General features: G+C 64.1%; 15 protein-coding genes. 14 read left to right on the top strand and 1 reads right to left on the bottom strand.

Going from position 1 to position 15,124, the window contains the following annotated elements:
- Nucleotides 1-53: 53 nt before the first annotated feature.
- From O7B34_RS29065 to O7B34_RS29040, 6 genes are all read left to right on the top strand, one after another.
- Nucleotides 54-449, top strand: a complete 396-nt coding sequence (locus tag O7B34_RS29065) for an AGROH133_08824 family phage infection protein (protein WP_127275645.1) — start codon at nucleotides 54-56, stop codon at nucleotides 447-449.
- A gap of 246 nt (nucleotides 450-695) precedes the next feature.
- Nucleotides 696-1,256: a F0F1 ATP synthase subunit delta gene (locus O7B34_RS29060; RefSeq protein WP_140769492.1), complete on the top strand. Its 561-nt coding sequence runs from the start codon at nucleotides 696-698 to the stop codon at nucleotides 1,254-1,256.
- Nucleotides 1,256-2,785, top strand: a complete 1,530-nt coding sequence (gene atpA, locus O7B34_RS29055) for a F0F1 ATP synthase subunit alpha (RefSeq protein ID WP_027145125.1) — start codon at nucleotides 1,256-1,258, stop codon at nucleotides 2,783-2,785. The genes O7B34_RS29060 and atpA overlap by 1 nt, the downstream gene beginning before the upstream one ends.
- Nucleotides 2,786-2,816: 31 nt before the next feature.
- Nucleotides 2,817-3,704 carry a F0F1 ATP synthase subunit gamma gene (locus O7B34_RS29050; protein ID WP_337149243.1) on the top strand — a complete coding sequence of 296 codons (888 nt, stop codon included), beginning with the start codon at nucleotides 2,817-2,819 and terminating at the stop codon, nucleotides 3,702-3,704.
- Between the two features lie 69 nt (nucleotides 3,705-3,773).
- Nucleotides 3,774-5,348 (top strand): F0F1 ATP synthase subunit beta, encoded by a 1,575-nt coding sequence (atpD, locus tag O7B34_RS29045; protein WP_337149241.1) that lies wholly within the window; start codon nucleotides 3,774-3,776, stop codon nucleotides 5,346-5,348.
- A gap of 109 nt (nucleotides 5,349-5,457) precedes the next feature.
- Entirely contained in the window at nucleotides 5,458-5,865 is a 408-nt protein-coding gene (locus tag O7B34_RS29040; protein WP_337149240.1) for a F0F1 ATP synthase subunit epsilon, read from the top strand.
- A gap of 141 nt (nucleotides 5,866-6,006) precedes the next feature.
- Here O7B34_RS29040 and O7B34_RS29035 read toward each other — a convergent pair whose 3' ends face one another.
- Nucleotides 6,007-7,515: a mannitol dehydrogenase family protein gene (locus O7B34_RS29035; RefSeq protein WP_337149239.1), complete on the bottom strand. Its 1,509-nt coding sequence runs from the start codon at nucleotides 7,513-7,515 to the stop codon at nucleotides 6,007-6,009.
- A 198-nt stretch (nucleotides 7,516-7,713) separates the two neighbouring features.
- Between O7B34_RS29035 and uxaC the strand changes: the two genes are divergently transcribed.
- From uxaC to O7B34_RS28995, 8 genes are all read left to right on the top strand, one after another.
- Nucleotides 7,714-9,126 carry a glucuronate isomerase gene (gene uxaC / locus O7B34_RS29030; protein WP_337149238.1) on the top strand — a complete coding sequence of 471 codons (1,413 nt, stop codon included), beginning with the start codon at nucleotides 7,714-7,716 and terminating at the stop codon, nucleotides 9,124-9,126.
- Nucleotides 9,127-9,159: 33 nt separating this feature from the next.
- The gene (locus tag O7B34_RS29025; RefSeq protein WP_337149237.1) at nucleotides 9,160-10,137 is read left to right on the top strand and encodes a TRAP transporter substrate-binding protein; all 978 of its coding nucleotides are present in this window, start codon (nucleotides 9,160-9,162) and stop codon (nucleotides 10,135-10,137) included.
- A 62-nt stretch (nucleotides 10,138-10,199) separates the two neighbouring features.
- Complete coding sequence (locus O7B34_RS29020; RefSeq protein ID WP_337149270.1) at nucleotides 10,200-10,724, top strand: TRAP transporter small permease; 525 nt, start codon at nucleotides 10,200-10,202, stop codon at nucleotides 10,722-10,724.
- A gap of 3 nt (nucleotides 10,725-10,727) precedes the next feature.
- Nucleotides 10,728-12,008, top strand: a complete 1,281-nt coding sequence (locus O7B34_RS29015; protein WP_337149236.1) for a TRAP transporter large permease — start codon at nucleotides 10,728-10,730, stop codon at nucleotides 12,006-12,008.
- An 11-nt stretch (nucleotides 12,009-12,019) separates the two neighbouring features.
- Nucleotides 12,020-12,787, top strand: a complete 768-nt coding sequence (locus O7B34_RS29010) for a FadR/GntR family transcriptional regulator (protein WP_337149235.1) — start codon at nucleotides 12,020-12,022, stop codon at nucleotides 12,785-12,787.
- 22 nt (nucleotides 12,788-12,809) lie between these two features.
- On the top strand, nucleotides 12,810-13,661 hold the full coding sequence (gene kduI, locus O7B34_RS29005) for a 5-dehydro-4-deoxy-D-glucuronate isomerase (protein ID WP_337149234.1): 852 nt from the start codon (nucleotides 12,810-12,812) through the stop codon (nucleotides 13,659-13,661).
- On the top strand, nucleotides 13,658-14,422 hold the full coding sequence (gene kduD, locus O7B34_RS29000) for a 2-dehydro-3-deoxy-D-gluconate 5-dehydrogenase KduD (RefSeq protein WP_337149233.1): 765 nt from the start codon (nucleotides 13,658-13,660) through the stop codon (nucleotides 14,420-14,422). Before kduI ends, kduD begins: the two co-directional genes overlap by 4 nt.
- Before the next feature lie 10 nt (nucleotides 14,423-14,432).
- On the top strand, nucleotides 14,433-14,771 hold the full coding sequence (locus O7B34_RS28995; RefSeq protein WP_337149231.1) for a cupin domain-containing protein: 339 nt from the start codon (nucleotides 14,433-14,435) through the stop codon (nucleotides 14,769-14,771).
- The last annotated feature ends 353 nt before the right edge of the window (nucleotides 14,772-15,124 follow it).

The raw sequence follows: 15,124 nt of genomic DNA, 5'->3' as shown, positions 1-15,124 counted from the left end.
TTTACTCCGCTAGAATGCCCGCGATTTCAAAGCAGACTTTTCGAGGGGACACGATGGACTTTGCGCTTCCATGGCCGACGAGCCAGGGCGAATGGCTGGCCTGGTCGAGCGCGGTCTTCACCGTGCTGCTCGGCCTTCTGTTCTTCCTGGCGCCGGGCCTGGCGTTCCGCATCCTGCGCCTGCAGGCCAAACCCGAGAAGGCGGCGGCGATCGCCGAAGGCCGAGGCCGCATGTCGGGCTTCTATCTAGGGGTCGGATTGTGCTGCATCCTGCTCGCGCAGCCGCTGGTCTACATGGCGCTCGGCTTCTCCTGGCTGTTCACCGCCTTCGGCCGGCTGCTGTCGATGATGTCGGATGGCGCCAATACACCTTTCAATTGGGTTTCCATCGTGGTGGAACTGGCGCTCGCGGCCTTGCCGCTCGCCTTTGCCTTCGGCTTTGTGCCCTGAATCCAAGGGTATTCCGGCGCGCAGGACCCGAGTCTTTCGCCGGATGCGACAATAGTGCCTGAAAACCATGCGGAACGACGCATTGCGGTCTTAAAATGCCTGTGCTAGACGGCAATCGACTTTCGGCCGGGGATAGCGGAAGCCGCGCCTCCGTGCTTGGAAAAATGCAGTAAGGTCAAAGATTTAGCCAGAGTTTTTGCTCGCGCCAACAATCTGCGGCCTGTCAGACAAGAGAAAAGACGGTCCGTGGCCCAATCGTCATCGCCAATCTCAGGTGTCGCAGAGCGCTATGCCGGTTCGCTGTTCGAACTGGCATCGCAGTCAAATTCCGTGGCCAAGGTCGAGGCCGACCTGAATGGTTTCGAGGCCATGCTGGCGGGCAGCGCGGACCTCACCCGGCTGATCAACAGCCCGGTATTCTCCAGCGAGGACCAGGCCAAGGCCATCGCGGCGATCGCCGACAAGGCCGGCATCACCGGCCTGACGGGCAATTTCCTGCGCGTCGTCGCCAAGAACCGCCGCCTGTTCGCGGTGCCTGGCATGATCAAGGCATTCCGCCAGATCGCCGCTGAGCACCGTGGCGAGGCTGCTGCTGAAGTGACGTCGGCGCATGAGCTGACCGCGGCCCAGCAGACCGAACTCAAGGCGGCGCTGAAGAGCGTTGCCGGCAAGGACGTGGCCATTTCCGTCACCGTCGACCCGTCGCTGCTCGGCGGACTGGTGGTCAAGATGGGCTCGCGCCAGATCGATACGTCGCTCAAAACCAAACTCAATTCGCTCAAGCTTGCACTGAAGGAGGTCGGCTGATGGACATCCGCGCCGCGGAAATTTCCGCAATTCTGAAAGACCAGATCAAGAATTTCGGCAAGGAGGCCGAGGTCTCCGAAGTCGGACAGGTGCTGTCCGTCGGTGACGGTATCGCCCGCGTCTACGGTCTCGACAATGTCCAGGCCGGCGAAATGGTCGAATTCCCCGGCGGCATCCGCGGCATGGCGCTCAATCTCGAAGCCGACAATGTCGGCGTCGTCATCTTCGGCGCCGACCGCGACATCAAGGAAGGCGACACCGTCAAGCGCACCGGCGCCATCGTCGACGCGCCTGTCGGCCCCGGCCTGCTCGGCCGCGTTGTCGACGCGCTCGGCAACCCGATCGACGGCAAAGGCCCGATCAAGGCGATCGAGCGCAAGCGCGTCGACGTCAAGGCGCCCGGCATCATCCCGCGCAAATCGGTGAACGAGCCGATGTCGACCGGCCTCAAGGCCATCGATGCGCTGATCCCGGTCGGCCGCGGCCAGCGCGAGCTGGTCATCGGCGACCGCCAGACCGGCAAGACCGCCATCATCCTCGACACGATGCTCAACCAGAAGTCGGTGCACGACAACGGCCCCGAGAAGGAAAAGCTCTACTGCGTCTACGTCGCCGTCGGCCAGAAGCGCTCGACCGTCGCGCAGTTCGTCAAGGTGCTGGAAGAGCGCGGCGCGCTCGAATATTCGATCATCGTCGCCGCCACCGCGTCCGATCCGGCGCCGATGCAGTTCCTGGCGCCGTTCACGGCCTGCACCATGGGCGAATATTTCCGCGACAACGGCATGCATGCGCTGATCAGCTATGACGATCTGTCGAAGCAGGCCGTCGCCTATCGCCAGATGTCGCTGTTGCTGCGCCGCCCGCCGGGCCGCGAAGCCTATCCGGGCGACGTCTTCTACCTGCACTCGCGCCTGCTCGAGCGCGCCGCCAAGCTCAACGACGACCTGGGTGGCGGCTCGCTGACCGCGCTGCCGGTCATCGAAACGCAGGCCAACGACGTGTCGGCCTACATCCCGACCAACGTGATCTCGATCACCGACGGCCAGATCTTCCTCGAAACCAACCTGTTCTTCCAGGGCATCCGTCCGGCCGTCAACGTCGGCCTGTCGGTGTCGCGCGTCGGTTCCTCGGCGCAGATCAAGGCGATGAAGCAGGTCGCCGGCTCGATCAAGGGCGAGCTCGCGCAGTACCGCGAAATGGCTGCTTTCGCGCAATTCGGCTCGGATCTCGATGCCGCCACGCAGCGCCTGCTCAACCGCGGCTCGCGCCTGACCGAACTTCTGAAGCAGCCGCAGTTCTCGCCGCTGAAGACGGAAGAGCAGGTCGCGGTGATCTTCGCCGGCGTCAACGGCTATCTCGACAAGCTGCCGGTCAACCAGGTCGGCAAGTTCGAGCACGGCCTGCTCAGCCACATGCGCTCGGCCGGCAAGGACGTCCTCGACGCCATCCGCAAGGAAAAGGCGCTGTCGGACGATCTGCGCGCCAAGCTGAAGGCCGAGATCGACGCCTTCGCCAAGACCTTCGCCTGAGCGAAGTGCAAGACGGGATCAGGTTTGAAGCATGCCTTCATTAAAAGACCTTCGTAACCGTATCGCCTCGGTCAAGGCGACGCAGAAGATCACCAAGGCGATGCAGATGGTCGCCGCGGCGAAGCTGCGCCGTGCGCAAGAGGCGGCGGAAGCGGCGCGTCCCTATTCGGAGCGCATGGGTTCCGTCCTGGCCAACATCACCCAGGCTGTCGGTGGCGGTGGCGATGCCCCGGCGCTGATGGCGGGAACCGGCAAGGATGACGTGCATCTGCTCGTCGTCTGCACCGCCGAGCGCGGCCTGTGCGGCGGCTTCAATTCGCAGATCGCCCGTCATGCCCGCGACCATATCCGCCGGCTGCTGGCCGATGGCAAGCAGGTCAAGATCATCTGCGTCGGCAAGAAGGGTTTCGACATCCTGCGCCGCGACTATGCCGCGATGATCATCGAGCGCGTCGATCTGCGCGAGGTCAAGACGCTCGGCTTCGTCAATGCCGATGCGATCGCCCGCAAGGTCATCCACCTGTTCAACGAGGGCGCCTTCGACGTCTGCACGCTGTTCTATTCGCAATTCAAGTCGGTGATCAGCCAGGTTCCGACCGCGCAGCAGATCATTCCGGCAGCGTCCGCCTCTTCGGCCCGACCAGAGTCGGCGGATGGCGCCAGCGCCGTCTACGAGTATGAGCCGGAGCCGGGCGAAATCCTGTCCGACCTCATCCCGCGCAACATCGCGGTGCAGGTTTTCCGCGCGCTGCTCGAAAACGCGGCGGGCGAAATGGGCGCCAAGATGAGCGCCATGGACAATGCGACGCGCAACGCCGGTGAGATGATCAACAAGCTGTCGATCACCTACAACCGCCAGCGGCAGGCGCAGATCACCAAGGAACTGATCGAAATCATTTCGGGCGCCGAGGCGCTCTAGGCGCGGTCCGCGGGTCATGGCCCGCGAACCGGACCGCGTGAGAAACAAAGGACGAAAAGGGTAAAGACGATGGCGAAAGCAGCGACCCCCCAGAAGGCAGCCCCGAAGACAGCAGCCCCCGCCAAGGCGGCCAAGGCAGCGGCAGCAAAGGCGGCTCCGGCCAAGGCAGCAGCAGCGCCGGCCAAGGCCGCCGCTGCCAGGACCCAGGCCGTGGCCACCAGGGCCACGGGCGTTGTCGGCAAGGTCCGCCAGGTCATCGGCGCGGTCGTCGACGTGCAGTTCGGCGAGCACCTGCCGCCGATCCTGAACGCGCTCGAGACCAACAATGTCGGCAACCGGCTGGTGCTCGAAGTTGCCCAGCATCTCGGTGAAAACACCGTGCGCTGCATCGCGATGGATTCCACCGAAGGCCTGGTGCGCGGCCAGGAAGTGCGCGACACCGGCGGCCCGATCGCCGTGCCGGTCGGCCCGGGCATGCTCGGCCGCATCATCAACGTCATCGGCGAGCCGGTCGACGAAGCAGGCCCGGTCGACGCGGTCGAATTGCGCTCGATCCATCAGCCGGCTCCGGCCTATATCGAACAATCGACGGAAGCGCAGATCCTGATCACCGGCATCAAGGTGCTCGACCTGTTGGCTCCCTACGCCAAGGGCGGCAAGATCGGCCTGTTCGGCGGCGCCGGCGTCGGCAAGACCGTGCTGATCCAGGAACTGATCAACAACATCGCCAAGGCGCATGGTGGTTACTCGGTGTTCGCCGGCGTCGGCGAGCGCACCCGCGAAGGCAACGACCTTTACCACGAGTTCATCGAATCCGGCGTCAACAAGAAGGGCGGCGGCGAAGGCTCGAAGGCGGCGCTGGTGTACGGCCAGATGAACGAGCCGCCGGGCGCGCGCGCCCGCGTCGGCCTGACCGGCCTGACGGTTGCCGAATATTTCCGCGACCAGGGCCAGGACGTGCTGTTCTTCGTCGACAACATCTTCCGCTTCACGCAGGCGGGTTCCGAAGTGTCGGCGCTGCTCGGCCGTATCCCGTCGGCCGTGGGCTATCAGCCGACGCTCGCCACCGACATGGGCGCGCTGCAGGAACGCATCACCACCACCACCAAGGGTTCGATCACCTCGGTGCAGGCGATCTACGTGCCGGCCGACGACTTGACCGACCCGGCGCCGGCGACCTCGTTCGCTCACCTTGACGCGACGACGACGCTGAACCGTTCGATCGCCGAAAAGGGCATCTATCCGGCCGTCGATCCGCTGGACTCGACCTCGCGCATGCTCGACCCGCTGGTCGTCGGCGACGAGCATTATGGCGTCGCCCGCCAGGTGCAGTCGATCCTCCAGCGCTACAAGTCGCTGCAGGACATCATCGCCATCCTGGGCATGGACGAGCTCTCGGAAGAGGACAAGCAGACGGTGGCTCGCGCCCGCAAGATCGAGCGCTTCCTGTCGCAGCCCTTCTTCGTCGCCGAAGTGTTCACCGGCGCACCGGGCAAGCTGGTCGACCTCGCCGACACCATCAAGGGCTTCAAGGGCCTCTGCAACGGCGATTATGACCACCTGCCGGAAGCCGCCTTCTACATGGTCGGCGGCATCGACGAAGCAGTCGAGAAGGCACAGCGCCTCGCGGCTGAAGCGGCGTAATTCAAGCGAATAGCGAATAGCGAATAGGGAGTAGCGAATAGGGTAAATGTGAGCCGAGCGAGTTTTCTTCCCTACTCGCTACTCACTATTCCCTACTCGCTAGATAATCATGGCTGAAGCTTTCAAGTTCGAACTGGTCTCGCCGGAGCGCCTGCTGGTTTCCGCCGAGGTCGAATCCGTCGTCATTCCAGGCGCCGAAGGCGAGATGACCGTCCTGGCCCATCACGCGCCGGTCATGACCACGATCAAGCCGGGCGTCGTCACGGTGAAGAACGCCTCGGGCAGCGAAGAACGCTATGTCGTGTTCGGCGGCTTTGCCGATATCGTGCCCACCGGCTGCACGCTGCTGGCGGAATCGGCCGTCGCGGTGAAGGATGTCGACCGCGCCGATCTCGCCCGCCGCATCCAGGAAGCCAGGGAAGACGCCGTCGACGCCAAGGACGACCAGGCGCGCAGCAAGGCGGAGCAGTTCCTTGGCCAGCTCACCACGCTGGAAGGCGCCATCCTGCCGGCCTGAGGTTCCATTCAGAAGCGAAGTGAAAAGCGGGGCACTTGCCTCGCTTTTTTGTTTTGTTTGAGCGGCGAGAATTCAGCTATGGCGGCGATGTAGCACCGGCGTTAAGTCCTCTATCGCCTGCTGATCCGTGCCAGCTTCGCCTTACGGCCCTTCGCCCTCTATGCCGAGCGCAGCAAAAGCCAAAGTCGGGCCGTCCCGTCGCAGATGGACGAGATGGACGGCCACGAGTTCGATCAGCGTCTGGCGTTCGGCGTGATCCCTGGCGAAGCCGGCCAGATCGAACACCGTCGTCACGGTTTCGTTCGCCGGCAGTTGCTGGTTCAAAAGCGCAGTCAGCGGAGCATCGAGCGGGTCGGTGAAATGGCCCTCCGGCAAGCTCTTTCCGCGCGCCGCGCAGGCGGCGATCCAGGCTGCCACCACCAGCGTGAGATGGACAAGTTCGGTGCCGGCTTCGAGGCACTCGATGGCCGAAGCGATGATGCGCTGCGGCAATTTCTGGCTGCCGTCATTGGCGATCTGCGCCGTGCGGTGGGCAAGTGCCGTGTTCGAAAAACGTTCGGCGAGCTCGGCCGTATAGGCTGATGTGTCGAGGCCGGCATCATCCGGCAATGTCGATTTGGCCTCCTCCCACAGTGCATCGACGAATTGCCTTATCGCCGGATCGGCGAAGGCGCGATCGACCGTGGCGTGGCCGCTGAGCAGGCCGAGATAGGCGATGCCCGAATGCGCGCCGTTGAGCAGCCTCAGCTTCATGTCCTCGAAGGGAGCGACATCGCCGACCATGGTGACGCCGAATTTTTCCCAGGCAGGCCGGCCGGCCGGGAAATCGTCCTCGATCACCCATTGGCTGAAGGGTTCCGTCATCACGGGCCAGGCGTCCTCGATACCAAGTTCGCCCGATATCCGCGACCTGTCGGCATCGGTCGTGGCCGGCACGATGCGGTCGACCATGCTCGAGGGAAATGCGACATGACCTGCGATGTGGCCGGCGACCCCAGCATCGCCCGCCGAACCAGGACTGGCATCGCGCAATCTGGCGAATTCGATCAGCAGCCTGTGCAAGGTGGCGCCGTTGGCCGGCAGGTTGTCGCAACAAAGCACGGTAAAAGGCGGCGTGCTGGCGGCCCGCCTGCGGGCGAGCGCTTCAGTCAGAAAACCATGTGCCGTCTTCGGCTTTCGCGGATTGGCCAGGTCGTGGACGATGTCGGGGTGCGTCGCGTCCAGCCCGCCACCGGCCGCCCGCAAATAGGCTTTCTCGGTGATCGTCAGCGTCACGATGCGGGTGCGCGGATCGGTCAGCGCCGCCAGCACCGCGGCCGGGTCTTCCGGCGCCACCAGCATCGAACCGATGGAGCCGATGACATGCAGCTTCTCGCCGCCGCTGCCGCGGACCGCCAGTGTGTAAAGCCCATTCTGCGGCGCCAGCGCGTCGCGCGTATCGGCGCTGCGCAATGACACGCCGGTTATGCCCCAGCCCGTCTCGCCGGCCGTCAGGCATTCATCGATATAGGCGGCCTGGTGGGCGCGGTGAAAGGCGCCGACGCCCAGATGCACGATGCCCGGTGTAACCGCACCGCGATCATATCGCGGCGCGGCGACCTTGGCCGGTAATGCCGGCGCCGTGCCGTTGGAAAGGCGGCGGTCTGTCATCGGTTCGCGCACTCATCTCGTGAAACGGCTGGTTATGGAGCGGCTGGTATCCGGAGGCGGATCGCAAGCCGCAGAACACTGGCGGCGTAACACCGGCGGCGTTCGCCGACAATGCTCAGCTTTGCTCAAAACTCATCATACAACAATCCAATTTTTGTATGTTGACATTATTTCTGCTCAACCCTACCGATAGGATCGATGGCCGTGGCACTGATCAATGCGGATTTGCTGTTTCCAGCCGAGGCGCGTCCGCTCTCGATCGCCCGCGATCTCTATGCCGGCATCAAGGACCTGCCCATCATCAGCCCGCACGGGCATACCGATCCGCGCTGGTATGCGCTGAACGAGCCGTTCCCCGATCCCGCGCAGCTGCTCATCGTACCGGACCACTATATTTTTCGCATGCTGTTCAGCCAGGGCGTGCGGCTGGAGGCTCTCGGCGTGCCGACCCTCGATGGTGCGCCCGTCGAGACCGACGGCCGGGCGATCTGGCGGCTGTTCGCTGAACATTATTACCTCTTCCGTGGCACGCCGACCCGGCTGTGGTTCGACCATGTGCTTGCGCATCTGTTCGCCATCGAAGAGCCGTTGAGCGCCGCAACCGCCGATCGCCATTACGACACGATCGCGACGGTGCTGCAGTGGGAGAACTTCCGCCCTCGCGCCCTGTTCGAGCGCTTCAACATCGAGGTCATCGCGACGACCGAAGGCGCGCTCGACGACCTCAGATGGCACCAGATGATCCGCGATAGCGGCTGGGAGGGCCGCGTCGTCACCGCCTATCGGCCGGACGCCGTCGTCGATCCCGATTTCGAAGCCTTTTCGGCCAATCTGGATCGGCTCGGCGAGATCACCGGCTGCGACACCGGGACCTGGGCCGGCTATCTCGACGCGCACCGCCAGCGGCGCGCCTTCTTCAAGAGCTTCGGCGCGACTTCATCGGACCATGGCCATCCGACGGCGGAGACCGCCAATCTTTCCGACGCGGCGGCGCAGGAGCTGTTCAACCGGATTCGCGCCGGCTCGGAAGATGAGCGCGAACGAAAGCTGTTTCGCGCCCAGATGCTGACCGAAATGGCCAAGATGAGCCGGGATGACGGGCTGGTGCTGCAGATCCATCCGGGCTCCTGGCGCAACCATTCGCCTGGTGTTTTCCAGAAATTCGGCAGGGACAAGGGCTTCGACATCCCGACGCGCACCGACTATGTGACTGCGCTGAAGCCGCTGCTCGACTGTGTCGGGCTGGAGCGTGACCTCACCGTCATCCTGTTCACGCTGGATGAGGCCGGCTATACGCGCGAACTGGCGCCGCTGGCCGGCGTCTACCCGGCGCTGAAGCTCGGGCCGGCCTGGTGGTTCCACGACAGCCCGGAAGGCATGCGCCGTTTCCGCGAGATGACCACCGAGACCGCCGGCTTCTACAACACGGTCGGCTTCAACGACGACACCCGCGCCTTTCCGTCGATCCCGGCCCGCCACGACGTGGCGCGCCGCGTCGACTGCGCGTTCCTGGCGCGTCTCGTCGCCGAGCACCGGCTGCGCGAGGACGAGGCGCATGAACTGGCGAAGGAGCTTGCCTACACGCTTGCCAAAAATGCGTACCGGCTCTGAGCCGGACGTTTCGATTTTCAAAGGGAGGAAGTCATGTTGCATATTTCGAAATTGACGGCGGCCACGTTTGCCTTCGGCTCGCTGCTGATCGGTATTGCCAACGCCGAAACCGTGCTGCGATCCTCGGATACCCATCCGGATGGCTACCCGACCGTGGAGGCGGTCAAGTACATGGGCGACCTGATCAAGCAGCGCACCGCCGGCCGCTATTCGATCGAGGTCTATCACTCGGCGCAACTCGGCGAGGAGAAGGACACGATCGAGCAGACCCAGGCCGGCGTCATCGACCTCGACCGTGTCTCGATGGGACCGTTCAACGGCATCGTGCCGGAGACCGCGGTGCCGTCGCTGCCCTACATGTTCCGCTCGGTCGAGCACATGCGCCACGTCATGGACGGCCCGATCGGCGACCAGATCCTGAAGGCGTTCGAGGCGCACGACCTTGTCGGCCTCGCCTTCTACGATTCCGGCGCGCGGTCCTTCTACAACACCAAGAAGGACATCACCTCGATGGCCGACATGAAAGGCATGAAGTTCCGCGTCATCCAGTCCGACGTGTTCGTCGACATGGTCAACGCGCTTGGCGCCAATGCGACGCCGATGGCCTATGGCGAGGTCTATTCGGCGCTGCAGACGGGCGTCATCGACGGCGCCGAAAACAACTGGCCGAGCTTCGAATCCGCCAAGCACTACGAAGTGGCCAAGCATTACACGATGGACCAACACCAGATCGTACCGGAAGTGCTGGTCATGTCGAAGGCAAGCTGGGACAAGCTGTCGCCGGAAGACCAGGCGATCGTGCGGCAGGCGGCCAAGGACAGCGTCGTCAAGATGCGCGAACTCTGGGACGCGCAGGAGAAGAAGTCGCGCGGCATCGTCGAGGCCGCGGGGGTCAAGGTCAGCGAGATCGACAAGCAGCCGCTGATCGACGCGATGAAGCCGGTCTACGACAAGTATCTGTCGACGCCCGAGCTGAAGGACCTGGCCGCCCGCATACAGGCCGAGAAATGAACGGCACGGGCAACGGACCGAGCAGCGCGGAGGCCCCCGCGCTGGCTTCGGGCGCGTCGGCCATGCGAGGCTTCTGGCTGGGTGCGGAGCGCATCCTATCAGGACTAGCCAGGCTGGCACTTTGGATCAGCGGCGCCGGCCTGACGCTGATGACGATCATCATCTTCTGGCAGGTGTTCTCGCGCTACGTGCTGAACCGCTCGCCGAGCTGGACGGAATCCTTCTCGGTGCTGCTGATGGGCTGGTTCATTTTTCTCGGTGCCGCCGTCGGCGTGCGGGAGCGTACGCATCTCGGCTTCGACGTGCTGCTCTATGTCTTGCCTGCCTCGGGCAAGGCGGTGCTGCGCAGCATTTCCGATCTCGTCGTGCTGGCCTTCGGCGCCGGCATGATCGTCTATGGCGTACAACTGGCGAGGCTGACCTGGAACACGGTGATGCCTTCGCTCGCTTTGCCGGGCGGCGTCAGCTTCCTGCCGGTCATCCTGGGTGGCGCGCTGGTCTGCCTGTTTTCCTTGGAACGGCTGGCCGGGCGTTTTGCCGGCCTGCCCGTCGACGTCGACATCCATGCAGCCGGCGAGGAGCCCTGAACCATGGCGCTTATGGTCCTCTTCGGCACCTTCGTGTTCCTGCTGGTCATCGGCACGCCGATCGCGTTCTGCCTCGGCGTCGCCAGCTTCGCGACGATCCTCACGCTCGGGCTGCCGCCGGTCGTGGTGTTCCAGCGGCTCAATTCCGGCGTCAGCGTCTTTTCGCTGATGGCCATCCCCTTCTTCATCTTCGCCGGCGACCTGATGGTGCGCGGCGGCATCGCCGCGCGGCTGGTCGCACTGGCAGGCTCCCTGGTCGGCCATTTGCGGGGCGGCCTGGGGCAAGTCAACATCGCTGCGTCGACCATGTTCGGCGGCATTTCCGGCTCGGCGGTGGCGGATGCGTCGGCGGTCGGCGGGCTGATGATCCCGCAGATGAAGGCGCGCGGCTACGGCATCGACTACGCCGTCAACATTACGTCGGTCGGCGCCATCATCGCACTTCTCATTCCACCGTCCCACAACATGATCATCTATTCGATTTCGGCCGGCGGCCGTATCTCGATCGCCGACCTGTTCACGGCCGGCGTGCTGCCGGGTCTGCTGCTGGCGCTGTCGCTGATGATAACGGCCTATTGGGTTGCCAGCCGCCGCGGCTATCCGACGGAGCCCTTCGCCGGCTTCGGCCGGGCCATGCAGCTGCTTGTCGCCGCCATTCCCGGCCTCATCCTGATCGCCATCATCTTCGGCGGCGTCAGGTCCGGCATCTTCACCGCGACCGAGAGCTCCTGCATCGCCATCGTCTATGCCTTCCTGGTGACGCTGATCATCTACCGCTCGATGAGCTGGGGCGACTTCGTCGCGGCGACGACGGCGTCGGTGCGCACCACCGCCATGGTGCTGATGATCATCGGCTGCGCGGCGGCCTTCGGCTGGCTGCTCGCCTATCTCAGGGTGCCGGCGGCGCTGGTCGCCTTTCTGCAGTCGGTGTCCGACAACAAGCTGGTCATCCTGCTGCTGCTCAATCTCATCCTGCTCATCCTCGGCACCTTCATGGACATGTCGCCGCTGATCATCATCACCACGCCGATCTTCCTGCCGGTGGTCATGGCCTATGGCGTCGATCCCGTGCATTTCGGCGTCATTCTCATCCTCAATCTCGGCATCGGGCTTTGCACGCCACCAGTCGGCGCGGTCCTGTTTGTCAGCTGCGCCATCGGCCGCATTCCGATCTGGACCGCGATGCGCTCGATCTGGCCATTCTACGGCGCCGCCTTCGCCGTGCTGATGCTTGTCACCTACGTACCGGAAATCTCATTGTGGCTGCCGGGCCTGTTCCATTAGGAGATCGCCACGTGTCCGTCAGTCCCGATCTCAAGGTCGAACGAAAACCCAAGCTTTCTGAAAGCGTGATCACGGCGATACGCAAGCAATTGCTGGCGGGCGAGATCCTGCCCGGCCAAAAATTGCCGACCGAGGGCCAGCTGACCGAAACCTTCGGCGTCAGCCGCACCGTCATCCGCGAGGCGCTGGCGAAGCTTGCCGCCGACGGCCTTGTCGAGCCGCGGCAGGGCGCCGGCGTCTTCGTCACCGAGCACATTTCGACCATGTTCGGCGCGCTTGCAGCCGACATGGGAGCCAAGGATTCCATTGCGCTCAACGTGCTCGAGGTGCGCCTGGCGATCGAAATCGAATCGGCCGGCCTCGCCGCCATCCGCCGCAACGCAGCGCAGGAAGCGGCGATCCAGGAAGCTTTCTTCGAGTTCGAGCGGATGCTGCTCGACAGCCAGCCGACCGGACCCGCCGACCTTGCCTTCCACCGCGCCATCGCCAGCGCCACCAACAATCCGTTCTATGTCGAAATGCTCGACGTGCTCGGCCGGCGCGCCATTCCGTGCGACGTGACCTCGCCCTGGTCGACCGAACTGGTGCAGTCCGACAGCTACCAGCGCGGGCTGCAGCGCGAGCATCTGGTGATCCTGAATGCGATCACGGCGGGCCATGCCGAAGCCGCGCGCGAGGCGATGCGCACCCATCTCGGCGCCAGCCAACAGCGCTACCGCGAGCGCCTGCAGGCGCGGCAGGCCTATTACGCCAGTTCGGTCAACGCCGCCGGCGAATGATCCACCAGAAGTCAGGACAGAGATGAGCCAGAACCACACCGACTACACATCGCGCTTCGCCATCGACCCGGCCGCCGCCGCCGCCATGGGAACGGACGAACTGCGCCATAATTTCCACATCGAAGACCTCTTCCAGCCCGGCCGCGTCAGCCTGACCTATACCCACTACGACCGCATGATCGTCGGCGGCGCCATGCCGGTGGCGACGGCATTGCCGTTGGAAGCGATCAAGCCGACCGGCACCAAAGGTTTTCTCGACCGGCGCGAAATGATCGCCGTCAACATCGGCGGCGCCGGCTCGATCGAAGCTGGCGGCCAGTCCTTCGACCTGCGGGCGCGCGACATGCTCTATCTCGGCATGGGCACCAGCGATGTGTCATTCGCCTCCGCCGACAAGGCCGCGCCGGCCAAGTTCTACCTGCTCAGCGCGCCGGCGCACCAGGTCCATCCCAGCCGGCTGATCCGCCTCGATGACGCCAAGCGCCTCGATCTCGGCAGCAAGGAGGCCTGCAACGAGCGCTCGATCTTCCAGTTCATCCATGACGGCGGAACAAGAACCTGCCAGCTCGTGGTTGGCATGACGCAACTGGCGCCGGGCTCGATCTGGAACACCATGCCGTGTCATGTGCATGACCGGCGCATGGAGGCCTATCTTTATTTCGACCTGCCCGAGGCGGCGCGCGTCTTCCATTTCATGGGTGAGCCGGACGAGACACGGCACATCGTCATGCGCAATGAAGAGGCGGTGCTGTCACCGGGCTGGTCGATCCATTCGGGCGCCGGCACGTCCAACTACGCCTTCATCTGGGCGATGGCCGGCGACAATGTCGACTACACCGATGTCGACCCGGTGGCGATGGACGATTTGCGGTGAGCGACCTCACAGCCTTCAGCCTGGCCGGCAAGCGCATCCTGGTGACCGGCGCCAACACCGGCATCGGCCAAGGCATCGCGGTCTCGATCGCGCGCGCCGGCGGCGCGGTGATCGGCGTCGGCCGCTCGTCGATGGAGGAGACGGCGAGCAAGGTCGCGGCTCTGGGCGGCCAATTCGAGACGGTTGCCGCCGACCTTGCCGACATGGGCGCGGCCGGACCGATGCTCGATCGTGTCTGGGACGAAAACGGGCCGCTCGACGGGTTGGTCAACAATGCCGGGATCATCCGGCGCGCCGATGCCGTCGATCTCAGCGAAGCCGATTGGGACGATGTCATCGACGTTAATTTGAAGGCCGTCTTTCTGCTCTGCCAGGCCTTTGCGCGGCGCGTCCTTGCCGGTGGTCGCCGGGGCAAGATCGTCAACATCGCCTCGGTGCTGAGTTTCCAGGGCGGCATCCGCGTTGCGTCCTACACGGCGTCAAAGCATGGCGTGCTCGGCATCACCCGTCTGCTCGCCTGCGAATGGGCGGCGAAAGGCATCAACGTCAACGGCATAGCGCCGGGCTATATCGAGACCAACAACACGCAGGCGCTGCGCGCCGATCCCGACCGCAGTGCGGCGATCCTCGGGCGCATTCCCGCCGGCCGCTGGGGGGAGCCCGGAGACATTGGCGATGCCGCCGTCTTCCTGCTGGCGCCGGCCTCGAACTATATGCATGGCGCGGTGGTGCCGGTGGATGGCGGCTGGCTGGCGCGGTGAGGAGATGACGATGACCGAGCCGAAGATTTTCGCGCAAGCCGGCGAGACTGCCTGGACTCCGACCCCGGACGGCAATCGCCGGCGCGTGCTCCTATCCACCGACGAGCTGATGATGGTCGAGTTCGGCTTCGACAAGGGCGGCGTCGGCGCGCTGCATTCACACCCGCATGTCCAGGCAAGCTATGTCGCCGAAGGCCGTTTCGAGGTGACCATCGACGGACGGACCGAAATCCTGGAGACCGGCGGCAGCTTCATCGTTCCCTCCGGGCTGGTGCACGGCGTCAGGGCGCTGGAGGCCGGGCGTCTGGTCGACAGTTTTGCGCCGCACCGCGCCGATTTTCTCGCCTGACCTTCTCGGCCAATGAAAAACCCGCGCCTCCAGGGAAGCGCGGGTTTGTTGCCTGGGCGCCAGAGCGTCTCTCCGTTTCACAGAAACGGCGAAACGTTCTATCTCTGTCTGACGCAATTCCGGACGGAAAACCGTTTCACACTTTTCCTGGAATTGCTCCAATGACGCCGCGGTACTCAAAACATCACCGCAGGACAGGAAACCTGCCGCATCATGGTGAAAATAAAGGTTGTGTGCGTCAAGTTCTGCAAAATTGGGCGGCCATGGTGCTGGTCATGCGGCTTGGCGTAGAGCGAGTTTTTTGTGCTCGCGCAGATCGTCCATATTGATGTATCGGTTGGCCTCCATCCAGT

This window comes from Mesorhizobium sp. Cs1299R1N3, from assembly GCF_037179625.1.
GTDB classification, from domain to species: Bacteria; Pseudomonadota; Alphaproteobacteria; order Rhizobiales; family Rhizobiaceae; genus Mesorhizobium; species Mesorhizobium salmacidum.
The sequence above is the reverse complement of the archived record's forward strand: the minus strand, read 5'-3'. Positions and strand labels throughout refer to the sequence as shown.

Excerpts from the sequence above, each read along its gene's own strand:
- O7B34_RS29065 (WP_127275645.1), top strand. The coding sequence starts at position 54 with ATGGACTTTGCGCTTCCATGGCCGACGAGCCAGGGCGAATGGCTGGCC.
- atpA (WP_027145125.1), top strand. The coding sequence starts at position 1,256 with ATGGACATCCGCGCCGCGGAAATTTCCGCAATTCTGAAAGACCAGATC.
- O7B34_RS29050 (WP_337149243.1), top strand. The coding sequence starts at position 2,817 with ATGCCTTCATTAAAAGACCTTCGTAACCGTATCGCCTCGGTCAAGGCG.
- atpD (WP_337149241.1), top strand. The coding sequence starts at position 3,774 with ATGGCGAAAGCAGCGACCCCCCAGAAGGCAGCCCCGAAGACAGCAGCC.
- O7B34_RS29040 (WP_337149240.1), top strand. The coding sequence starts at position 5,458 with ATGGCTGAAGCTTTCAAGTTCGAACTGGTCTCGCCGGAGCGCCTGCTG.
- O7B34_RS29035 (WP_337149239.1), bottom strand. The coding sequence starts at position 7,515 with ATGACAGACCGCCGCCTTTCCAACGGCACGGCGCCGGCATTACCGGCC.
- uxaC (WP_337149238.1), top strand. The coding sequence starts at position 7,714 with ATGGCCGTGGCACTGATCAATGCGGATTTGCTGTTTCCAGCCGAGGCG.
- O7B34_RS29025 (WP_337149237.1), top strand. The coding sequence starts at position 9,160 with ATGTTGCATATTTCGAAATTGACGGCGGCCACGTTTGCCTTCGGCTCG.
- O7B34_RS29020 (WP_337149270.1), top strand. The coding sequence starts at position 10,200 with ATGCGAGGCTTCTGGCTGGGTGCGGAGCGCATCCTATCAGGACTAGCC.
- O7B34_RS29015 (WP_337149236.1), top strand. The coding sequence starts at position 10,728 with ATGGCGCTTATGGTCCTCTTCGGCACCTTCGTGTTCCTGCTGGTCATC.
- kduI (WP_337149234.1), top strand. The coding sequence starts at position 12,810 with ATGAGCCAGAACCACACCGACTACACATCGCGCTTCGCCATCGACCCG.
- O7B34_RS28995 (WP_337149231.1), top strand. The coding sequence starts at position 14,433 with ATGACCGAGCCGAAGATTTTCGCGCAAGCCGGCGAGACTGCCTGGACT.